At 37.4% G+C, this 16,487-nt stretch carries 17 protein-coding genes; 8 read left to right on the top strand and 9 right to left on the bottom strand.

What is annotated here, in order from left to right; translation table 11 throughout:
* Positions 1-51: 51 nt before the first annotated feature.
* The gene (locus tag U5B17_RS01670; RefSeq protein WP_430803628.1) at positions 52-1,383 is read right to left on the bottom strand and encodes an MATE family efflux transporter; all 1,332 of its coding nucleotides are present in this window, start codon (positions 1,381-1,383) and stop codon (positions 52-54) included.
* A gap of 190 nt (positions 1,384-1,573) precedes the next feature.
* On the opposite strand from U5B17_RS01670, the gene pgtP reads away from it, so the two are divergent.
* From pgtP to U5B17_RS01655, 3 genes are read left to right on the top strand one after another with little or no spacing between them, the layout of a single operon-like run.
* Positions 1,574-2,935, top strand: a complete 1,362-nt coding sequence (gene pgtP / locus U5B17_RS01665) for a phosphoglycerate transporter protein PgtP (RefSeq protein WP_430803627.1) — start codon at positions 1,574-1,576, stop codon at positions 2,933-2,935.
* Positions 2,922-3,611 carry a M48 family metallopeptidase gene (locus U5B17_RS01660; protein WP_430803626.1) on the top strand — a complete coding sequence of 230 codons (690 nt, stop codon included), beginning with the start codon at positions 2,922-2,924 and terminating at the stop codon, positions 3,609-3,611. The genes pgtP and U5B17_RS01660 overlap by 14 nt, the downstream gene beginning before the upstream one ends.
* Before the next feature lie 48 nt (positions 3,612-3,659).
* On the top strand, positions 3,660-3,992 hold the full coding sequence (locus U5B17_RS01655; protein WP_430803625.1) for an SEL1-like repeat protein: 333 nt from the start codon (positions 3,660-3,662) through the stop codon (positions 3,990-3,992).
* Positions 3,993-4,018: 26 nt separating this feature from the next.
* Here the strand turns inward: U5B17_RS01655 and U5B17_RS01650 are convergent, their stop codons facing one another.
* The 6 genes from U5B17_RS01650 to U5B17_RS01625 all read right to left on the bottom strand — a co-directional run bounded on the left by U5B17_RS01650 (position 4,019) and on the right by U5B17_RS01625 (position 10,446).
* A complete protein-coding gene (locus U5B17_RS01650; protein WP_430803624.1) occupies positions 4,019-6,082 on the bottom strand; it encodes a TRAP transporter permease in 2,064 nt (687 codons plus the stop codon).
* An 81-nt stretch (positions 6,083-6,163) separates the two neighbouring features.
* The gene (locus U5B17_RS01645) at positions 6,164-7,102 is read right to left on the bottom strand and encodes a TAXI family TRAP transporter solute-binding subunit (RefSeq protein ID WP_430803623.1); all 939 of its coding nucleotides are present in this window, start codon (positions 7,100-7,102) and stop codon (positions 6,164-6,166) included.
* A gap of 319 nt (positions 7,103-7,421) precedes the next feature.
* Entirely contained in the window at positions 7,422-8,309 is an 888-nt protein-coding gene (locus U5B17_RS01640) for a carbon-nitrogen hydrolase (RefSeq protein ID WP_430803622.1), read from the bottom strand.
* 35 nt (positions 8,310-8,344) lie between these two features.
* A complete protein-coding gene (locus U5B17_RS01635) occupies positions 8,345-9,220 on the bottom strand; it encodes a cation diffusion facilitator family transporter (protein ID WP_430803621.1) in 876 nt (291 codons plus the stop codon).
* A gap of 7 nt (positions 9,221-9,227) precedes the next feature.
* Complete coding sequence (locus U5B17_RS01630; protein WP_430803857.1) at positions 9,228-10,196, bottom strand: agmatine deiminase family protein; 969 nt, start codon at positions 10,194-10,196, stop codon at positions 9,228-9,230.
* Positions 10,192-10,446, bottom strand: coding sequence for a CBU_0592 family membrane protein (locus tag U5B17_RS01625; protein WP_430803620.1), 255 nt, complete (start codon positions 10,444-10,446; stop codon positions 10,192-10,194). Before U5B17_RS01625 ends, U5B17_RS01630 begins: the two co-directional genes overlap by 5 nt.
* A gap of 576 nt (positions 10,447-11,022) precedes the next feature.
* Here U5B17_RS01625 and U5B17_RS01620 point away from each other — a divergent pair.
* The 4 genes from U5B17_RS01620 (at position 11,023) to U5B17_RS01605 (ending at position 13,343) form a co-directional block, all read left to right on the top strand.
* Entirely contained in the window at positions 11,023-11,175 is a 153-nt protein-coding gene (locus U5B17_RS01620; RefSeq protein WP_430803619.1) for a hypothetical protein, read from the top strand.
* Positions 11,176-11,290: 115 nt separating this feature from the next.
* A complete protein-coding gene (locus U5B17_RS01615; protein WP_430803618.1) occupies positions 11,291-11,944 on the top strand; it encodes an amino acid ABC transporter permease in 654 nt (217 codons plus the stop codon).
* Positions 11,931-12,599, top strand: coding sequence for an amino acid ABC transporter permease (locus U5B17_RS01610; protein WP_430803617.1), 669 nt, complete (start codon positions 11,931-11,933; stop codon positions 12,597-12,599). The genes U5B17_RS01615 and U5B17_RS01610 overlap by 14 nt, the downstream gene beginning before the upstream one ends.
* A 57-nt stretch (positions 12,600-12,656) precedes the next feature.
* Entirely contained in the window at positions 12,657-13,343 is a 687-nt protein-coding gene (locus U5B17_RS01605; protein WP_430803856.1) for an amino acid ABC transporter ATP-binding protein, read from the top strand.
* Between the two features lie 34 nt (positions 13,344-13,377).
* Here the strand turns inward: U5B17_RS01605 and U5B17_RS01600 are convergent, their stop codons facing one another.
* Together U5B17_RS01600 and U5B17_RS01595 are read right to left on the bottom strand one after the other, a co-directional pair.
* Complete coding sequence (locus tag U5B17_RS01600) at positions 13,378-14,277, bottom strand: hypothetical protein (RefSeq protein WP_430803616.1); 900 nt, start codon at positions 14,275-14,277, stop codon at positions 13,378-13,380.
* Positions 14,278-14,279: 2 nt separating this feature from the next.
* Entirely contained in the window at positions 14,280-15,980 is a 1,701-nt protein-coding gene (locus tag U5B17_RS01595) for a hypothetical protein (protein WP_430803615.1), read from the bottom strand.
* 140 nt (positions 15,981-16,120) lie between these two features.
* On the opposite strand from U5B17_RS01595, the gene U5B17_RS01590 reads away from it, so the two are divergent.
* Positions 16,121-16,450 (top strand): cupin domain-containing protein, encoded by a 330-nt coding sequence (locus tag U5B17_RS01590; protein WP_430803614.1) that lies wholly within the window; start codon positions 16,121-16,123, stop codon positions 16,448-16,450.
* Positions 16,451-16,487 lie beyond the last annotated feature (37 nt).

The raw sequence follows: 16,487 nt of genomic DNA, 5'->3' as shown, positions 1-16,487 counted from the left end.
TTCATTTGCAAATCCAAAACCTAACCATGCAAAAGCTGTCTGTAAATTTCATTAAACAAGCCTTTTTGACTGCCATTTTCGACTTTTCCAGCGAAGCGTATTTACAAGCCCCCTGACCCACTCATCAGCCGTAAAGCCGATCCACACGCCCAAAATCCCCCAGCCAAGATAGATTCCTAAAAAATATCCAAGTGGCAGACTTAGTCCCCACATAAAAATAAGCCCTGTCAGCAATGGAAATTTCGCATCTCCGCTGGCACGCAGAGCATTTACCATCACGATGTTAAATGTCCGCCCAGTTTCAAGCACGATAGAAAGGGCAAATAGCGGCAACATTACAGACTTTAACTCATCACTTAAACTAAGCTCATCCATGATCTCAAACCGCCCAAGATACGCCACCAAAACCACAATGATCGTGGCAAAAAGTCCCCACCAAAGTGCCCTAAACGCCATTTTATAAGCCTCGTCAAATTTCATCGCACCCACCAGATGTCCGACGATAACTTCATTTGCCACGCTAATACTCGCCCCACAAAGCATAATAAGAAGCGAAATCTGAAAATATATCGTCTGCACCGAAAGGCTAGCCTCGCCCATGCTCGAAACAAAGCCAAAAGCGACCATATACTGCGCCATCCAGAGCAGGTTTTCCCCTGCACTTGGCAGTCCGACAGATAAAATTTTATTTAAAACCGCAAAATCAAGGCTAAAAAGACGCTTGATGTAAATTTTAATATTTGCAAATTTAATAAGCAAAAATGCAAGAACCAAAACGCCCACAAATCGCCCAATTATCGTGCTTATCGCAACACCGTAAAGTCCGTAGTTTGGCAAGCCAAACCAGCCAAAAAGTGCTACGGCGTTACCAAAAAGCGTTATGACATTCATAAGTAGCGACACGAGCATAACTTGCGTGGCAAGCCCATAAACCCTTAAAATCGCTGCCAAAACCATGCCAACGCCATCAAAAACAAGCGCAATACCTAGCATATGCAAATAGATAAAGCTCTGCCCTTGAAGCTCCTTTGGCACCTGTAAAAGCTCTAAAATTTCATATCCAAAAAAATATATAAAAATTGCCGAAACAGATCCAAGAAGGGCGTTAAAGCTTAAACTTGCGTGGATGATTTTCTTGGCTAGTCTTGAATTTTTCGCCCCCAAAGCCTGTGCGACCACGATCGAGCAACCCACACTAAGAAAGCTAAATATCGTCATAAAAAGATCCATAACTTGATTGCCAGCACCCATTGCACCTACTAGATGAAGGCTCACGCGAGTAACCATATATGTGTTAATAATGAGCGTGATAAAGTGTAAAAACATATCAATAAATATTGGTATGGTAAGCCTTTTAAGGCTCAAATTTTGGCTTTCGTTCATTAACTTCCTTCAATAAAAGCTAGATTTTAGCCAAATTTTATTTAAACTCTTATATCGTTTTTAAAATCTTTGGTTTAATTGGTGTTAAATCTGCATTTTTGTAAAAAATTACAAAAATTTTAAAAATTTAATTTACTTTACAACCAAAGATATGTTAAAATCGCATCTTTATAAATTTAAAGGAGTTTTTATGTTTAAATTTTTAAAAGCATCTGCACCAAGCGAGACAAAAGTTCCCGATCGTGAAATAGATGCACACTACAAAAAGCTTCGCTGGCAAGTTTTTGCAGGCGTTTTTATAGGCTACGCTGCCTACTATCTCATCCGCAAAAATTTCTCACTAGCCATTCCGTATCTTACGGATAAAACAGGCGAATACGCCACCTACGCCTACACAAAGGCCGACCTTGGTATCGTTATGTCCGTGCTTGGACTAGCATATGGTATCTCAAAATTTGTCATGGGTAATGTCTCCGATCGAAGTAACCCAAAATACTTCATCACCATCGGGCTGGTTCTTTCTGCTATCGTAACACTGATATTTGGTCTCGTGCCTGGCGTATTTACAAGCATCACGGCAATGGTTGTACTTGGCGCACTTAATGGCTGGTTTCAAGGTATGGGCTATCCGCCAGGTGCTAAAACGATGACAAACTGGTTTAGCACCTCTGAGCGCGGAGTTTGGTGGAGCTGGTGGAATGTCTCACACAACCTTGGTGGCGGACTTATCGGACCGCTTGCGCTTTTAGGTCTTGCTATATTTGGCGCATGGCAGTCGCTTTTTTACTTTCCTGCTATTATCGCGCTTTTAGCCGCTGTTGTGATGTATTTTTTGATGCACGATACGCCAGAGTCAAAGGGCTTGCCAGCAGTTGAAGAGTATAAAGGTGAAAAACACATCAAAAAGGTAGAGTCTGCACATACTTTAAGCGCCATGGATATTTTCAAAAAATATATTCTTGGCAATAAATTTCTTTGGGCGATCGCCATTGCTAATATATTTGTGTATTTCATCCGTTACGGCATAATTGACTGGGCGCCAACATACCTAAAAGAGGTTAAGCATTTCACGGTAGATAAGCAAAGTTGGGCGTATTTTATGTATGAGTATGCTGGAATTTTCGGTATGCTGGCTAGTGGATACTTAAGCGATAAGGTCTTTAAGGGACACCGCGCACCTCCTATGCTTATATTTATGGTTGGTGTTTTGATAGCCATTATTGTTTATTGGACAAATCCAGCTGGAAATGAGTGGGTAGATTACGCTTGTTTGATCGCCATTGGCTTTTTAATTTACGGTCCAGTCATGATGATAGGACTTCAAGCGGCTGACCTCGTTCCGCGCGTAGCGACTGGCACTGCAACTGGTCTAACGGGGCTTTTTGGCTATCTTCTTGGTACCGTAAGCGCTGGCTGGGTTATGGGCAAACTAGTTGATTTGTTTGGCTGGGATGGTGGATTTTACGCACTTATCATCGCGTGCTTCCTTGCATTTACATTTATAGCCTTTACCCTACTTCACAAGACATCTCGTCAGCTTGAAAGCTACTAAAAATTGGGGCGTTTTTACTCGCCCCAAACCACTAAAACACAGGCAAATTCTGCTAAATTTCAGCGATCTTGATGTAACTTTAAATTTTAAAAGCAATGTTAAAAATATGCGTCTGCGTGTCGGCAAAGACGCTAAAATTTCACTCTCACTTCCATTTTACGCTACACAAAAAAGTGCGGTTGAATTTTTACAAACGCACAAAGACTGGCTTATAAAAACTCACGAAAAAGCAAAAGATATGCTGTCAAAAGATGATGAATTTGTCTTTTTGGGTCAAGTATATAAAATAAAATTTGATGAAAATTTAAAAGAAGTTTTTATAAAAAACAATGAAATTTGGATAAAAGATACAAATATGCTTGAAAAGTTTAAAAAGAGCAAAGCAAAAGAAATTTTTATAAATTTCATAGATAAATTTAGACCAAAAATAAAAAAAGATATAAATCACATAAGCATTAAAAACATGCAAACTCGCTGGGGTAGTTGTAATAGCAAAAAAGGCTACATCAACCTAAATCTAAATCTCATACAAAAGCCGCCTATCTTGATAGAGTATGTCATATTGCATGAGCTGTCACACCTTATATATCCACATCATAAAAGCGAATTTTATGACTTTATAAGAAGTATTATGCCAGATTTTAGACAAAGAGAGATAGCACTAAACAAAAAATAATTTTTAATATGCTAAAATAGAATAAATCTCAAAGACAAAAGGATAAAAATGAGAAATTTTATGATTTTGGCTATATTTTGCGTATCTGCGCTGATGGCTCAAAATTTACAACAGCATATCAAAGAGTGTGAAAATAAAGTAGCAAAAAGTTGCTCTGAGGTAGCGGCAAAGCTCATGCAAGATGATAAAGTAAAAGCCTTTGAGTTATTTAAAAAAGCATGCAAGTTAAATGATGCAAATGCTTGCAGTGTGGCTGGTTCGTTTTTAATTGATACTCAAAATTTCAAAGAAGCAAAGATATTTTTTGATAAATCATGCGAACTTAAAGATAAACTAGGATGTGAATTTGCGCTAGATTTGGAGCGTTCTAAAAAACTATGAGAAATAGTAGCCAAAAAGCTACTATTTTAAGCTATCTCTTTTGCTTTATCACTTTTATTTTTAATCCACTGAGTCATAAAAATAAAGGCATATATACTCGCACCCATCATGTACCCTATATACTCATTTGGTATAACTGAATACTTAGCGCAAATATTTGGCACTAGCGATAGTGGAACTACTGGAATTAAAAGCAGTCTTTCCCAAAGACGAATTTTCGTAACAAAATATCCTTGCAAGATACTTGAAAAAGCAAACATACCAATGATAGCCATTGCAAATACAAGCAACATCTCAAAGGGGTTGCTCATCCAAACTATACCTTTTGCGTCAAGCGGATTTGAAGCATCAATACTTTCAATAAGCATAAGTTTATTATTAAAGAAAAATGCAAATGGCAATATAGCCGTACGAAGGTCGTAAAAAAAGCCTTGCAAGCCAACAGTTACAGGGTTTGCCTTAGCTATACCCGCTGCAGCATAGGCTGCGATACCAACTGGTGGTGTATCATCAGCCAAAATTCCAAAATAAAACACAAACATATGTGCTGCGATAGCTGGCACCAAAAAGCCGTTTTTATAGGCAAGCATTAAGATAACTGGCGCAACAAGACTTGAAACAACGATGTAGTTTGCCGTCGTTGGAAGCCCCATTCCAAGGATTAAAGACATAAGTGCAGTCAGCATTAAAATAAGCACGATATTGTTACCAGCAAGGTTTTCTACAACCTCTGAAAGAACCTGACCAAGTCCAGTAAGCGATATAGAGCCTACTATAATACCAGCAAGACCAGTTGCAATAGCGATTGTCGCCATACTTTTTGCCGCTGTTACCATTGCCCAGAAAATATCACTAAACCCAACCAAAACATCAGCTCTACTTATCTTTTGTCCTTGAGTTAATTTTTTAGTTGGTTCTTGAAAGATCATTATTAAAAACAAAAATCCAATAGCATTAAATGCTGCCGATATAGCAGACTCTTTAGCTATTAAAAGTGTATACATAAGCACAAAAATAGGAGTTAAGTAGTGGATGCCGCTTAGAAAAATTTTAAGTTTTGACTCATATTCACTATTTTTAATACCTTTAAGCCCAAGCTTGCAGCTTTCTAAATGAACGATAAAAAATAAAGATATATAACAAGCAAATGCTGGTATAACCGCAGCAACCATAACATTAGTATATGTCATGCCCAAAAACTCAGCGATTATAAATGCTGCTGCTCCCATAATAGGTGGCATAAGCTGACCATTAACCCCAGCCGCAACCTCTATCGCACCAGCCTTGGTTCTACTAAGTCCTGCTTGTTTCATTAATGGTATTGTAAAAGTGCCAACTGTTACGACATTTGCAGTTGAGCTACCACTTACCATGCCAGTTAATCCACTGGCAATAACCGAAGCTTTAGCTGGTCCTCCACGAAATTTACCAAGCAAACTAAATGCTAAATTTATAAAATACTGTCCCGCTCCAGCTCGCTCCAAAAGCGATCCAAACAAAACAAACAGATAAATGAAACTTACACTAACACCAATCGGAACACCAAAAACACCTTCAGTAGTTAAAAACATATGCCCTGCTAGTTTTTGTATACTCGCGCCTTGATGAGCTATAATGTCTGGCATATACTGACCAAAATAATCATACACCAAAAACAAAATTCCTATAATACCAAGAGCAGGCCCTAGCACACGCCTTCCAGCCTCAAGAAGTAAAAATACGGCAACACAAGCAATAATAATATCACGCTGCAAATAATCCCCTGGTCTATTTGCCAAAGCATAAAATTCTATCGCAGGATAAAGCACTGCAAGAGCAGCTATAACACAAAATACAATGTCATAAAACGGCATACCAACATGAGCTTTTTTGTGAAATTTAACAGGATATAGCAAATACACGAGCGCTATAGCAAAGCCTAAATGTAGTGAGCGAGCTATCGTGGTATTTAGTGGAAAATAGGCAATATAAAGCTGAAAAGCAGACCAAGAAAAACACAAAAATACAACCAAGTAGTTGTAAAAGCCGCCCTTTATCTCTCTGGTTTTTACTTCGACAAACTGCTCTTCATTTTCATTTATCTCTTTCATTTTGCCCCTTAAAATTTTAGAAGTAGCTCCGATTATAGCTATTTTTAAATTTTACTTCGCTTACATCGGAGCTTTTAAGTTTTATTTTAATATACCAACTTCTTTAAATACAGCTTCAGCAGCTGGATGAAGTGGCGCAGAAAGTCCCTCTACAAGGCTCTCTTTTGTGATAGCGCCAAGTGCTGGGTGAAGCGTTTTGTACTCATCAAAGTTATCAACTATCGCTTTTACAACAGCCCTAACAACAGTATCGCTTACACTTTTATCTGCAACCAAAACAGCCTTCACGCCAATAGTGTTTGTATCATGTTCAACACCCTCATAAAGACCTTTTGGTATCACACCTTTTGCAAAATATGGAAAGTCAGCAAGCATTTTGTCAATCTCTGGACCATCAACATTTAAAATATCGATCGATAGAGAATTTGCCGCATCTGTGATGTTGGCAGTTGGATGTCCTACCATATATGTATAGCCGTCTATCTTCTTATCTTTTAGCGCATGTGGGCACTCTTGAGCAGTTAAAACACCGCGGTGAGCAAGAGAATTTACATCTACGCCTTTTGCCTTAAGAACTTCAAGAGTAGTTAGTTCATTACCACTGCCAGGGTTTCCGACATTAAATTTCTTGCCAACGATACCTGTTATATCTTTAATACCGCTATCTTTTGAAACAACAAAAGCCAAAAGCTCAGGGTAGATAGACACTACAGCGCGTAAATTTGTATCAGCTGCGCCATCAAATTTATCTTTACCATTATACTTGTCAAAAACAACATCACTTTGTGAGAAGCCAAATGTTAGCTCTTTTTTCAGGACATTGTTAACATTATAAACTGAACCACCAGTTGATTGTACTGAGCACTTCATGTTTGGATCTTTATTTACCAAGCGACAAATCGCACCACCGATAGGATAGTAAGTACCGGTCATACCGCCTGTTCCTATACTAACAAACTCCTTTGCGCCAAGTGTTGAAGCCAGTAGCAAACCTGAAAGTATCAATGAACTTTTCTTCATTTTCTTCTCCTTATTTTGAAGTTGTTTCATTTTGACATTTTTATGATTTTTTTGCAAGAGCTTTTATGAAAATTTTTAAATTTTTTATAAAAATGTGTAAAAAAGTAACTTGCTTATAATTTTTTTTTATTTAAGAAAATTTTTATATTATTTTTTAAATCAACTAATTTTTTATCTAAAATATCAAAATTTAGCCACTTATAGAGTATTTTTGTTGTTTTTGATAATTTATTTTTGTGAGAAATAGATGATGTTTTTGATTGTAAGCATTTTCATACTCTTTAAGAAAAAGCTATTTTAAAGAGTATGAAATTTATTTTTAGTCTATAAATCTTTTTGTAAGCCCATTGTACGCATCAATCCTGCGATCTCGCAAGAAGGGCCAAATTCTACGCACCTCTTCGCTTCGTTTCATATCAATATCTACTAAAAAGCACTGCTCACTTTGGCTATCTGCACGCAAAATTTGCTCACCCTGAGCCCCAAAAACAAAGCTATTTCCCCAAAATCTTATGCCATCAGCCACACCAGAGCTATCAGGCTCAAAGCCCACACGATTTACAGCCACAACTGGCAGACCGTTTGCTACGGCATGACCTCTTTGCACCGCTACCCACGCTTCAAGCTGACGAGATTTTTCATCGTCGCTATCGCCATCAAACCAGCCTATCGCCGTTGGATAGATTAAAATTTCAGCCCCTTTAAGTGCCATAAGCCTAGCCGCCTCTGGATACCACTGATCCCAGCACACCAAAACACCTAATTTGCCTACGCTCGTTTGTATCGGCTCAAAGCCAATATCGCCTGGCGTAAAGTAAAATTTCTCATAAAAAAGCGGATCATCAGGGATATGCATCTTGCGGTATTTTCCAGCCACACTGCCGTCTTTTTCAAAGACAAAAGCCGTGTTGTGATAAAGCCCAGCCGTTCGCTTCTCAAAGAGTGAAGTTACCAGTACCACGCTGTTTTGCTTAGCTACTTTGCCCCAAAAAGCAACATCGCTCTCCCACTCATTTGCCAGGTCAAAAAACGCTGTATCTTCGCTCTGACAAAAATACTGCGTTTGATGAAGCTCCTGACATACCACAAGCTCGGCACCACCTTGCTTTGCCTGGTTTATTAGCTCGATCGTTTTAGCATTTGTAGTCTCTTTTGTGCCGTGAAATTTTTGCTGGATTAATGCTATTTTTAAACTATCATTTTTCATTTTTTCTCCTAAGTTTTTTTGATTATAACAAATTTTTAACTCTCATCATACGGATCAAGATGTATCGTTATTTCCCATGCAAACTCGCTAAATTTCGCCCTTATTTCATCTTCAATCTCATTTGAAACAGAGTGTGCGTCAATGAGTAAAATTTGAGAATCAAAGACCAGATGAACGCTTAAATAGCAGGTCTGTCCACTTTTTCGGCTCATAAGCGAGTGAAAGCTAGAAATTTCACTTTTTGCGTTTATCATATCCTTTATCTGTGTGGTTTTTTCGCTCTCAAGTGCCTCATCGAGCAAAACAAAAACGCTGTTTTTCATAAGAGATATGGCTTGATTTGCAATATATCCGCTAATTAGCACTCCAAAAATCGCATCAATTATCATAAATCCTGTAAATTTGACAACAATTAGTGCGACAATAACTGCTAGATTTGTATAAAAATCACTCTTATAATGAAGTGCATCAGCTTGCAAAATCAAGCTTTGAGTGCGTTTTGCATTTTGACCTAGATAATAGCTTAGCGCTCCAGTTACTATAAGCGAAAAAAACATAACGCAAAGGCTTAAATCTGTGTCTATCTCGATATTTTCGGCACCAAATTTCATCACGCTTTCATAAAATATAAACCCAGCCACACCAACTATCAAAAGCCCTTCAAACAACGCTGCTAAGGCTTCAAGCTTGGCAAAACCGAAGTTAAATTTCTCATTTGGCTTTTGCTTTGATTTTTTATAAGCTATGAAATTTAAAGCAGAAACGAGCAGATCGAGCAAAGAGTCAATCGCTGAGCTAAGCAGTAAAATAGAGCCACTAAAAACCCCAGCAATAAATTTTACCACAGCCAAGCAAAACGCCGTGATAGCGGCTATCACGATAGGTTTTGTGGATGTGTTTTGTGATTTCATCTAATCTCTATTTACATAAAAATTTATTTTGGCTTGAGCAGTGAAGCGAACCGTTTTGTCGTACGAAAACGAGCGAATTTACGCCCACTACCTTTCTATCTGGCAAGGACGCCTTAAGGCGAGAAAGCACGATCTCATCGTTATCATCGCCGTATGTTGGCACGATGAGCGCGTCATTTACAAAGATGAAATTTGTATAAGTGCAGCCGAGTCTAGAGCCATCATAAAATTTCGCCTTTGGTATCGGCAACGCAACTAGCTTAAATCCCAAGTTTTCAAGCTCTTGCCTCATCAAATTTAGCTCCTCATAATGCTCATCAGTTTCATCATCACAGCTTGCATAAGCGATGGTATCGGATGTGATGAAACGCGCTAAAGTATCGATGTGATGATCGGTATCATCACCCTTTATAAAGCCATGCTTTAGCCAGACTACTCGTTTTAAGCCAAAAAGTTCGCGTAGTTTTTGCTCGATCTCATCTTTGCTTAAATGAGCGTTTCTGTTTTCATTTAGCAAACAATGCTCAGTCGTTAAAAGCACTCCATCGCCGTTAAAATCAACACTTCCGCCCTCCAAAACAAAGTCAATTTGCTTTAAGTTTGTCGGTATGATTTTTGCGATTTGAGTATTTACGCCATCATCTTTACTGCTCTCAAATTTTCCGCCCCAAGCATTAAATTTAAAATCATAGCTCAAAATCTCATCATCTTTTTTTACATCGATAAACCCGTAATCACGCACCCAAGTATCGTTTGTATCTATCTTTAAAGCAACCGTATTAGGAAATTTTGAAAATCTAGCCAAAATTTTCTCATCAGGGCATATCAAAGCCACCTTTTGAAACGGTACAACAGCATTAACTAGCTCCTCATAACTATCTAAAATTTCATCTAAATATGGCTTCCAGTCAGTATTTTCGTGTGGTAAAGATACAAAAAGCAACTCTTGCCTTTCCCACTCTGCAAATGCTCTAATTTTCATTATTTTTACCTTTTCTTAAAATTTTATAAATCCCATAAATCGTAATACCTATCCAAAAAATTTCTATCAAAAATGAGCCTAGATTAAAATGAACACAAAGCGAGATGATAAGTAGCACAGCACCGACTAAATTTATAAGCTGAAAGCCCATAGTATCGCTATTTACTTGTCCAACTTGAAGCAAAAAATACCCACCTACAACACAAATCATACCCAAAAATCCGATAAACTGAAAAATATCCATACACTTCCTAAATTTTATATATAATTTCTCAAATTTTATACAATACAAGCTTAAATCTTATTTTAAAGGAGATTGTATGAAAAAATTGCATTTGTAGTCACTGTTGTGCTAATGAATATATATTGTTTTGGTCTTGATTATGCTAAAAATGCGGTAAAATTAGCTGCTTTATGAGTCAAAAACACAAGAGTTTAAGCTTCAAAAAAATATTGATGAAAACGGCGTTATAGATGAGAAAATTTTAGGCGACTCGCCTTTTGTAAAGACCGTAATTTTTGGCTCAAAGCTTGTAAATGAAACTTTTAAATATATTAACCCAAATGCAAAAGATAAAAAACGCTTTGCAGGCAATAACCACTCATGTTCAAGCTATCATACTTACGGCTGAGTTATGCTAAACCACTCGCCACATGCCAAGTTACACATCTTGTCACGGAGCAAATCAAGAAGGTATTGTAAATATAGATTTTGCTTGCAAAAAGATAGCTATAATACAAAAGCTAACATATATAAGGCTACTGAATATAAAATCAACAATACCAAAAGGCGATGAAACGCTAAGCTTGGAGGATAGCTTTGATGTGGCAGCCTATTATAAATTCTCACGAACGACCAATAAAAAGCGACCGAGAAAAGGATTTTCCAGATCTTGATATAAAGCCTATGGATATGGATCTAGCTCCTTATAGTGATGGATTTAATGAAAAAACTCATCGTTTTGGTCCATAAACAGATGATAAAAGATAAATTTTATCCCAAAAACTTGTATTAATACTAGATTTGTCTTTAAATTTAGTATTAATACGCTAAAATCTCGCAAAATTTAAATAACAAATAGGAAAATATGGATTTTGAGTTTATAAAGCAGTTTTATCCTGTGTATGTTGATGCTGGAATTTTAACACTCAAGCTTGCATTTTTGGGGATAGTGCTATCTATTATAATCGGTGCTTTTTGTACAGCAGCTCGCTATTTTAATGTAAAATTTGCCTTGCCATTTATCGATGCTTATATAGAGCTAAGTCGCAATACGCCGCTTTTAATACAACTTTTTTTCTTATACTACGCCCTGCCAAAGATAGGTATATCAATGAGCGGATTTACCTGTGCAGTCGTCGGACTTGCGTTTTTGGGTGGTAGTTATATGGCTGAGAGTTTTAGGCTAGGATATGAGTCAGTGCGTCGCTCGCAGATAGAAGCTGGCATGAGTATTGGACTAAGCAAATCGCAAATTTTATACCATGTCGTAAGCCCTCAAGCATTTGCAGTCTCACTGCCATCTGTGAGCGCAAATATTATATTTTTATTAAAAGAAACTAGTATTGTTAGCATTGTAGCTTTAGCGGATTTGGTTTATGTAGCAAAGGATATTATCGGTCTTTATTATATGACAGACGAGGCGCTTTTTATGCTAGTAGTAAGCTATCTGGCTATCATACTTCCTATATCTTTAGGACTAACTTGGCTTGAAAAAAAGGTAACTCATGCAAGGGGCTGAAATTTTACTAAATCCGCAAGTGCTGTGGCGATTGTTTGAAGGTCTTGTTGTGAGTCTTGAAATTTCAGTTATTTCAATACTCATCTCGCTTGTTGGCGGAGTAATATTTGGTGTTGCAATGAGTCTTAAAAACAAAATAGTCTATGCTGTTTTAAAAATTTGCCTTGAGCTTGTACGAATTATGCCTACTATCGTATGGCTTTTTATATTTTATTTTGGCATACCAAGAGCAACAGGCATTCACATCTCTGCATTTGCAGCATCACTTTTAGTGTTTAGTATCTGGGGTATTTTTGAGATGATGGATATAGTTAGAGGAGCGGTTGTATCTATACCAAAACATCAGTTTGAAAGCGCCTCATCACTTGGGCTTAGCAAGGTTAAAATTTATCGCTATGTCATCATACCACTTGCATTTAGAAGACTGGTTCCAGGTGCTGTAAATTTGCTAAGTAGAATGATAAAAACCACTTCGATAGTTGTTTTAATAGGCGTTGTAGAGGTTGTTAAAGTTGGTCAGCAGATCATTGAAACCTATGTTTTTTCAAATAATATGGTTCAGTTTTGGGTGTATAGCTTTATATTCTTTTTGTATTTTATAATCTGCTATCCTATATCAAAATTTTCAAAAAAACTAGAGAAGCGCTGGAGCTAAGGAGTAAATTTGAGTTATATTTTAGAGCTAAAAAATGTTAATAAATTTTATGGACAAATGCATGCCTTAAAAGATATAAATCTACAAGTAAAACAGGGTGAAGTAGTCGTTTTTTTAGGTCCTTCAGGATGTGGAAAGTCAACAACATTACGCTGCATAAACGGACTTGAAAACATAGCTAGCGGCGAGATAGTAATAAACTCAGATATCGTAACAAAAGAGTATAAAAACTGGAATAAAATGCGCCAACGCGTTGGTATGGTCTTTCAAAACTATGAGCTTTTTGAGCATATGAATGTACTTGAAAATATCCTGCTAGGTCCTGTAAAAGCGCAGGGCAGAGAGCGCAAAGATGTTGAAAAAGAGGCTGATATGTGGCTTGAAAAAGTGGGTCTTACAAATAAAAAATTTGCCTATCCAAAAGAGCTTTCAGGCGGTCAAAAACAACGCATAGCCATTGTCAGGGCACTTTGTATGAAGCCAGATCTGATGTTATTTGACGAAGTTACAGCCGCACTTGATCCAGAGATAGTGCGCGAGGTTTTGGATGTTATTTTGGGGCTTGCAAAAGATGGCATGACTATGCTAATAGTAACTCACGAGATGGAATTTGCACAAAAGGTGGCTGATAGGATAGTTTTTATGGATGCTGGCGAGATAGTCGAGCAAAGCAGACCTAATGAGTTTTTCTCAAATCCAAAAAGCGAACGTGCAAAAAAATTTCTAAATCTTTTTCATTTTTAAAAGTAGCAATATCGTGGAAAGCCACGATATTTAGCTAAAATTTTACAAAATGCATCGCAAGGCTAGCCAGTGCGATGACAAGTGCAGCTACAGCAATAATTTTGCTTATACTATCGTTTTTGCCTTGAAGCTCATGTAAAATTTCAGAATTTTGTGCGATAACTTGCGCATTGTCGGCTATTGCCTGAGCGTTTTTTGCAATTTGCTCCTCTTGTTTGCTATCTAGCTCGTGTTTTTGGTCTAAATTTGCAAGAATATTTTCTATATTTTTGGCATTTTCTCCGATGGCTTTTTCTTGGCTTTCGTCGATTTTATACTTGCTTTGCAGGGCTTCGTTTAGCTCGTCTATTTGCCTTGTTTGAAGCTTACTTATCTGCTCTTGCTCCGATATAAGCTGTTTTAGCTCATCATGAGTTTGCTCAAGCTTTACGTGATTTGCAGCAAATCTATCAGCTGCATCAATGATACTAGAAAAAGTCTGCGCACTTTCGCCACTAAGTTTAACAATCTTGCCATTTGCATTTTTTAAGCCATTTTTTAAAACAAAAGCCATTGCGCTACTAAGATATCGTGAAAATTTGCCAGTGAGTTGTGTAAATTTAACAGATTCTTGCACTATATTGTTAAGCTCTGCTACTGCTTCATTTGTTTTTATTAGGGCAGTATTTGTGGCCTTTTGCGCATCTCGCAATTTATCTTCTGCACTTTTACCTGCATAACCAAAAGTCAATAAATTACTCCAATCAGAACCGCCAGTGTCAATATCATTAGCCTTTTCTGCAAGCTCTTGCGCATCTTTTATCTTTAAGCTAGCAGAGTGAATGTTTCTTAAAATTTCACTTGCCTTTTTCTTTGCTAGTTTTTCAAGCTCACTATCAGAAATTTTATCCAAAACCTCTACTGAATACACTTCATCTTTTACCAAATTTGGCATTTTTACTCCTTTGTGATTTTACTTAATCTATCTCTTAAATTTTGCATCTTGCTTATAGAGTCAGAAACTGCAGCACTTGTCTCACGGCTACTTTGTTCTATCTCGTCTTTTGTTTGTTGCAGCTCTAAAGCATTCTGCCTAGCATCAGCAAAAAACTCGTCATAAGCATTACCAAGCACGCACCAAGTTTGCGCTACTTTTAGATGAACTATCACGCCACTTTTTGTCATGAGCTGAATTTGTAGCCTGCTCTCCTTTTTCTCGCTTTGCACTTTATCCATAAAATAAAGCGCAATGGTCGTAAGCAAACCACCACATAACGCACTCATAGTTACAGCTATAGCATCGCCCACCGTCTGTTCGCCAAATGGCAAAGGTAACGACATTATCGATCCAAGAAGCGGAACGGAGAGTAAAAGCTTTTCTATAGCCTCAGTAAGACCGAGCGAAAGCGCACCTATAAGCCCAGCCATTAGTACCTTTAACGCTTGGTAGCTTACCTCATCTTGTGGCATATCAGCTGGTGGATTTGCTAAAATTTTAATCGCTTGTACCAAAGAGACAAAACCAGCCCTTATTATTGCGACAAATCTTTTAAGTGTCGTGGCAAATAAATTTATTACAAACACAACGATATTTGATAGAAATGCTGTTATGCCAGCCTCTAGTGATCCGGTAAAAATATCTTTCCATTTCTCTTTAACCTGTGCTAAAATTTCACCAAGTCTGGCTTTAAACCTATTAAACATCTCTTTTAGAGTTTCGTCACCCTTTTTCTCAAAAGTTATGCGAAGTTCTATCATAATGCCTTGAACTAAGTCACGCATAATAACGCCGATTGCCGTGTAAGCCGCCATTTTAGCCGCATCTTTGCCACCAGTTTGCAAAAGCTCTTTAGAATATTTTTTCACTGCTTTTAAATTAATCTCTTTATTTATAAATTTTCTTGCTTCTTCATCTTTTTGTCTTGCCCTATCTTTGTCGATTTCAAACCGCTCCGCATTACTTTTGCCACTTTTTTTGTCCTTTTTATCAAGCCACTCATCCATTTTTTGTGCACCCTTTGACTGGTTTGCGCTTGCATTAGTCCAAGCTAAATTTTGCTCACTTGTTGCCATTTTTGCACGTTCTTCTGGCGTTGAAAATAAATGATTTTTTGAGCTGCTTTCTATCTCTTTGGCTGAAACTACATGGTCTAAATGCGCTCTGCCATCTTTTGGTAGCTCCTTACCAGTATAAGCATCTATTATTTTATCTTGGCTTTTAAAAGCCTCCTTTCGCATTTGGGGAAGCGGTTCGTCATAGCCTACTTTGCCTCTTACTTTTTCCCATTTTTCATTTTGGTTTTGCCTAAATTCTTGGTATTTTTTTGCATCAGCTTCGTTTGATGTGATACCTTTATCAAAGTTGTGTGCAGTCGTTACGCTGCCACCATCACTAGCATCTATAAACAAGCTAGCTAGTCCAAACTGCGATGTAATAGTATTTATGACATTATCTTTGCAAAGCTCAAGAAGTGTCGCGCTCTGCTCTTTTGGCAGCTGAGCTTTTAAATTTTCAAATTCACTCAAAGCTTGGTTTAAATGCTCATTTATCTGTATCTCGTGCGCTTTTATGGCTGAAATTTTATCCATCTCATCAAGCTCTTGCTCAAACATTGTAAAATCACTATTTAGATAATCAATCTGCTGTATATTTTGCATAACAACCTCCAATAATAAACCTAAACATATTTTACCCCCCCTAATTAATTTCAACTTAAAGACAAAATCTATCTTAATTTATATCAATGAAAATTTTGCGTGGAAATTTTATAATAACGAAAAATTTCAAAGGATGAAATATGGAAAAACTAGTTTGGAAAGATGAAAAATTTAACGGCGTTACAGTTACAAAAATGCACGAAATGAACGGCACAAAAGAGATACGCATAAACCTGGAGAAAGGTGCTGTTATGAAAGAACATCAAGCTCCAGGCGCCATTAGTGTACAAATTTTAAAAGGACAGATAGAATTTGGAGTAAATCAAGAAAGTATAGAGCTAAATGAGCTTGATATGATAACGCTTGACGCAAATGTCCCTCACTCGCTCACAGCCTTACAAAACTCAATCGTTCGCCTAAGCCTTAGCAAAAATGACGATATAAGCCGTGTTTTTAGCGTTTTAAAATAAACACAAAAGGGGCAGGCAAACTTGCCCCTACTCTTTT

Origin of the sequence: Campylobacter australis (assembly GCF_050586305.1) — a bacterium.
Classification (GTDB): domain Bacteria; phylum Campylobacterota; class Campylobacteria; order Campylobacterales; family Campylobacteraceae; genus Campylobacter_A.
Note: the sequence above shows the minus strand (reverse complement) of the source record. Positions and strands in the feature narration are given on the sequence as shown.

Excerpts from the sequence above, each read along its gene's own strand:
- U5B17_RS01590 (WP_430803614.1), top strand. The coding sequence starts at position 16,121 with ATGGAAAAACTAGTTTGGAAAGATGAAAAATTTAACGGCGTTACAGTT.
- U5B17_RS01615 (WP_430803618.1), top strand. The coding sequence starts at position 11,291 with ATGGATTTTGAGTTTATAAAGCAGTTTTATCCTGTGTATGTTGATGCT.
- U5B17_RS01645 (WP_430803623.1), bottom strand. The coding sequence starts at position 7,102 with ATGAAGAAAAGTTCATTGATACTTTCAGGTTTGCTACTGGCTTCAACA.
- U5B17_RS01600 (WP_430803616.1), bottom strand. The coding sequence starts at position 14,277 with ATGCCAAATTTGGTAAAAGATGAAGTGTATTCAGTAGAGGTTTTGGAT.
- U5B17_RS01650 (WP_430803624.1), bottom strand. The coding sequence starts at position 6,082 with ATGAAAGAGATAAATGAAAATGAAGAGCAGTTTGTCGAAGTAAAAACC.
- U5B17_RS01605 (WP_430803856.1), top strand. The coding sequence starts at position 12,657 with ATGCATGCCTTAAAAGATATAAATCTACAAGTAAAACAGGGTGAAGTA.
- U5B17_RS01610 (WP_430803617.1), top strand. The coding sequence starts at position 11,931 with ATGCAAGGGGCTGAAATTTTACTAAATCCGCAAGTGCTGTGGCGATTG.
- U5B17_RS01625 (WP_430803620.1), bottom strand. The coding sequence starts at position 10,446 with ATGGATATTTTTCAGTTTATCGGATTTTTGGGTATGATTTGTGTTGTA.
- U5B17_RS01640 (WP_430803622.1), bottom strand. The coding sequence starts at position 8,309 with ATGAAAAATGATAGTTTAAAAATAGCATTAATCCAGCAAAAATTTCAC.
- U5B17_RS01595 (WP_430803615.1), bottom strand. The coding sequence starts at position 15,980 with ATGCAAAATATACAGCAGATTGATTATCTAAATAGTGATTTTACAATG.
- U5B17_RS01670 (WP_430803628.1), bottom strand. The coding sequence starts at position 1,383 with ATGAACGAAAGCCAAAATTTGAGCCTTAAAAGGCTTACCATACCAATA.
- U5B17_RS01635 (WP_430803621.1), bottom strand. The coding sequence starts at position 9,220 with ATGAAATCACAAAACACATCCACAAAACCTATCGTGATAGCCGCTATC.
- U5B17_RS01655 (WP_430803625.1), top strand. The coding sequence starts at position 3,660 with ATGAGAAATTTTATGATTTTGGCTATATTTTGCGTATCTGCGCTGATG.
- pgtP (WP_430803627.1), top strand. The coding sequence starts at position 1,574 with ATGTTTAAATTTTTAAAAGCATCTGCACCAAGCGAGACAAAAGTTCCC.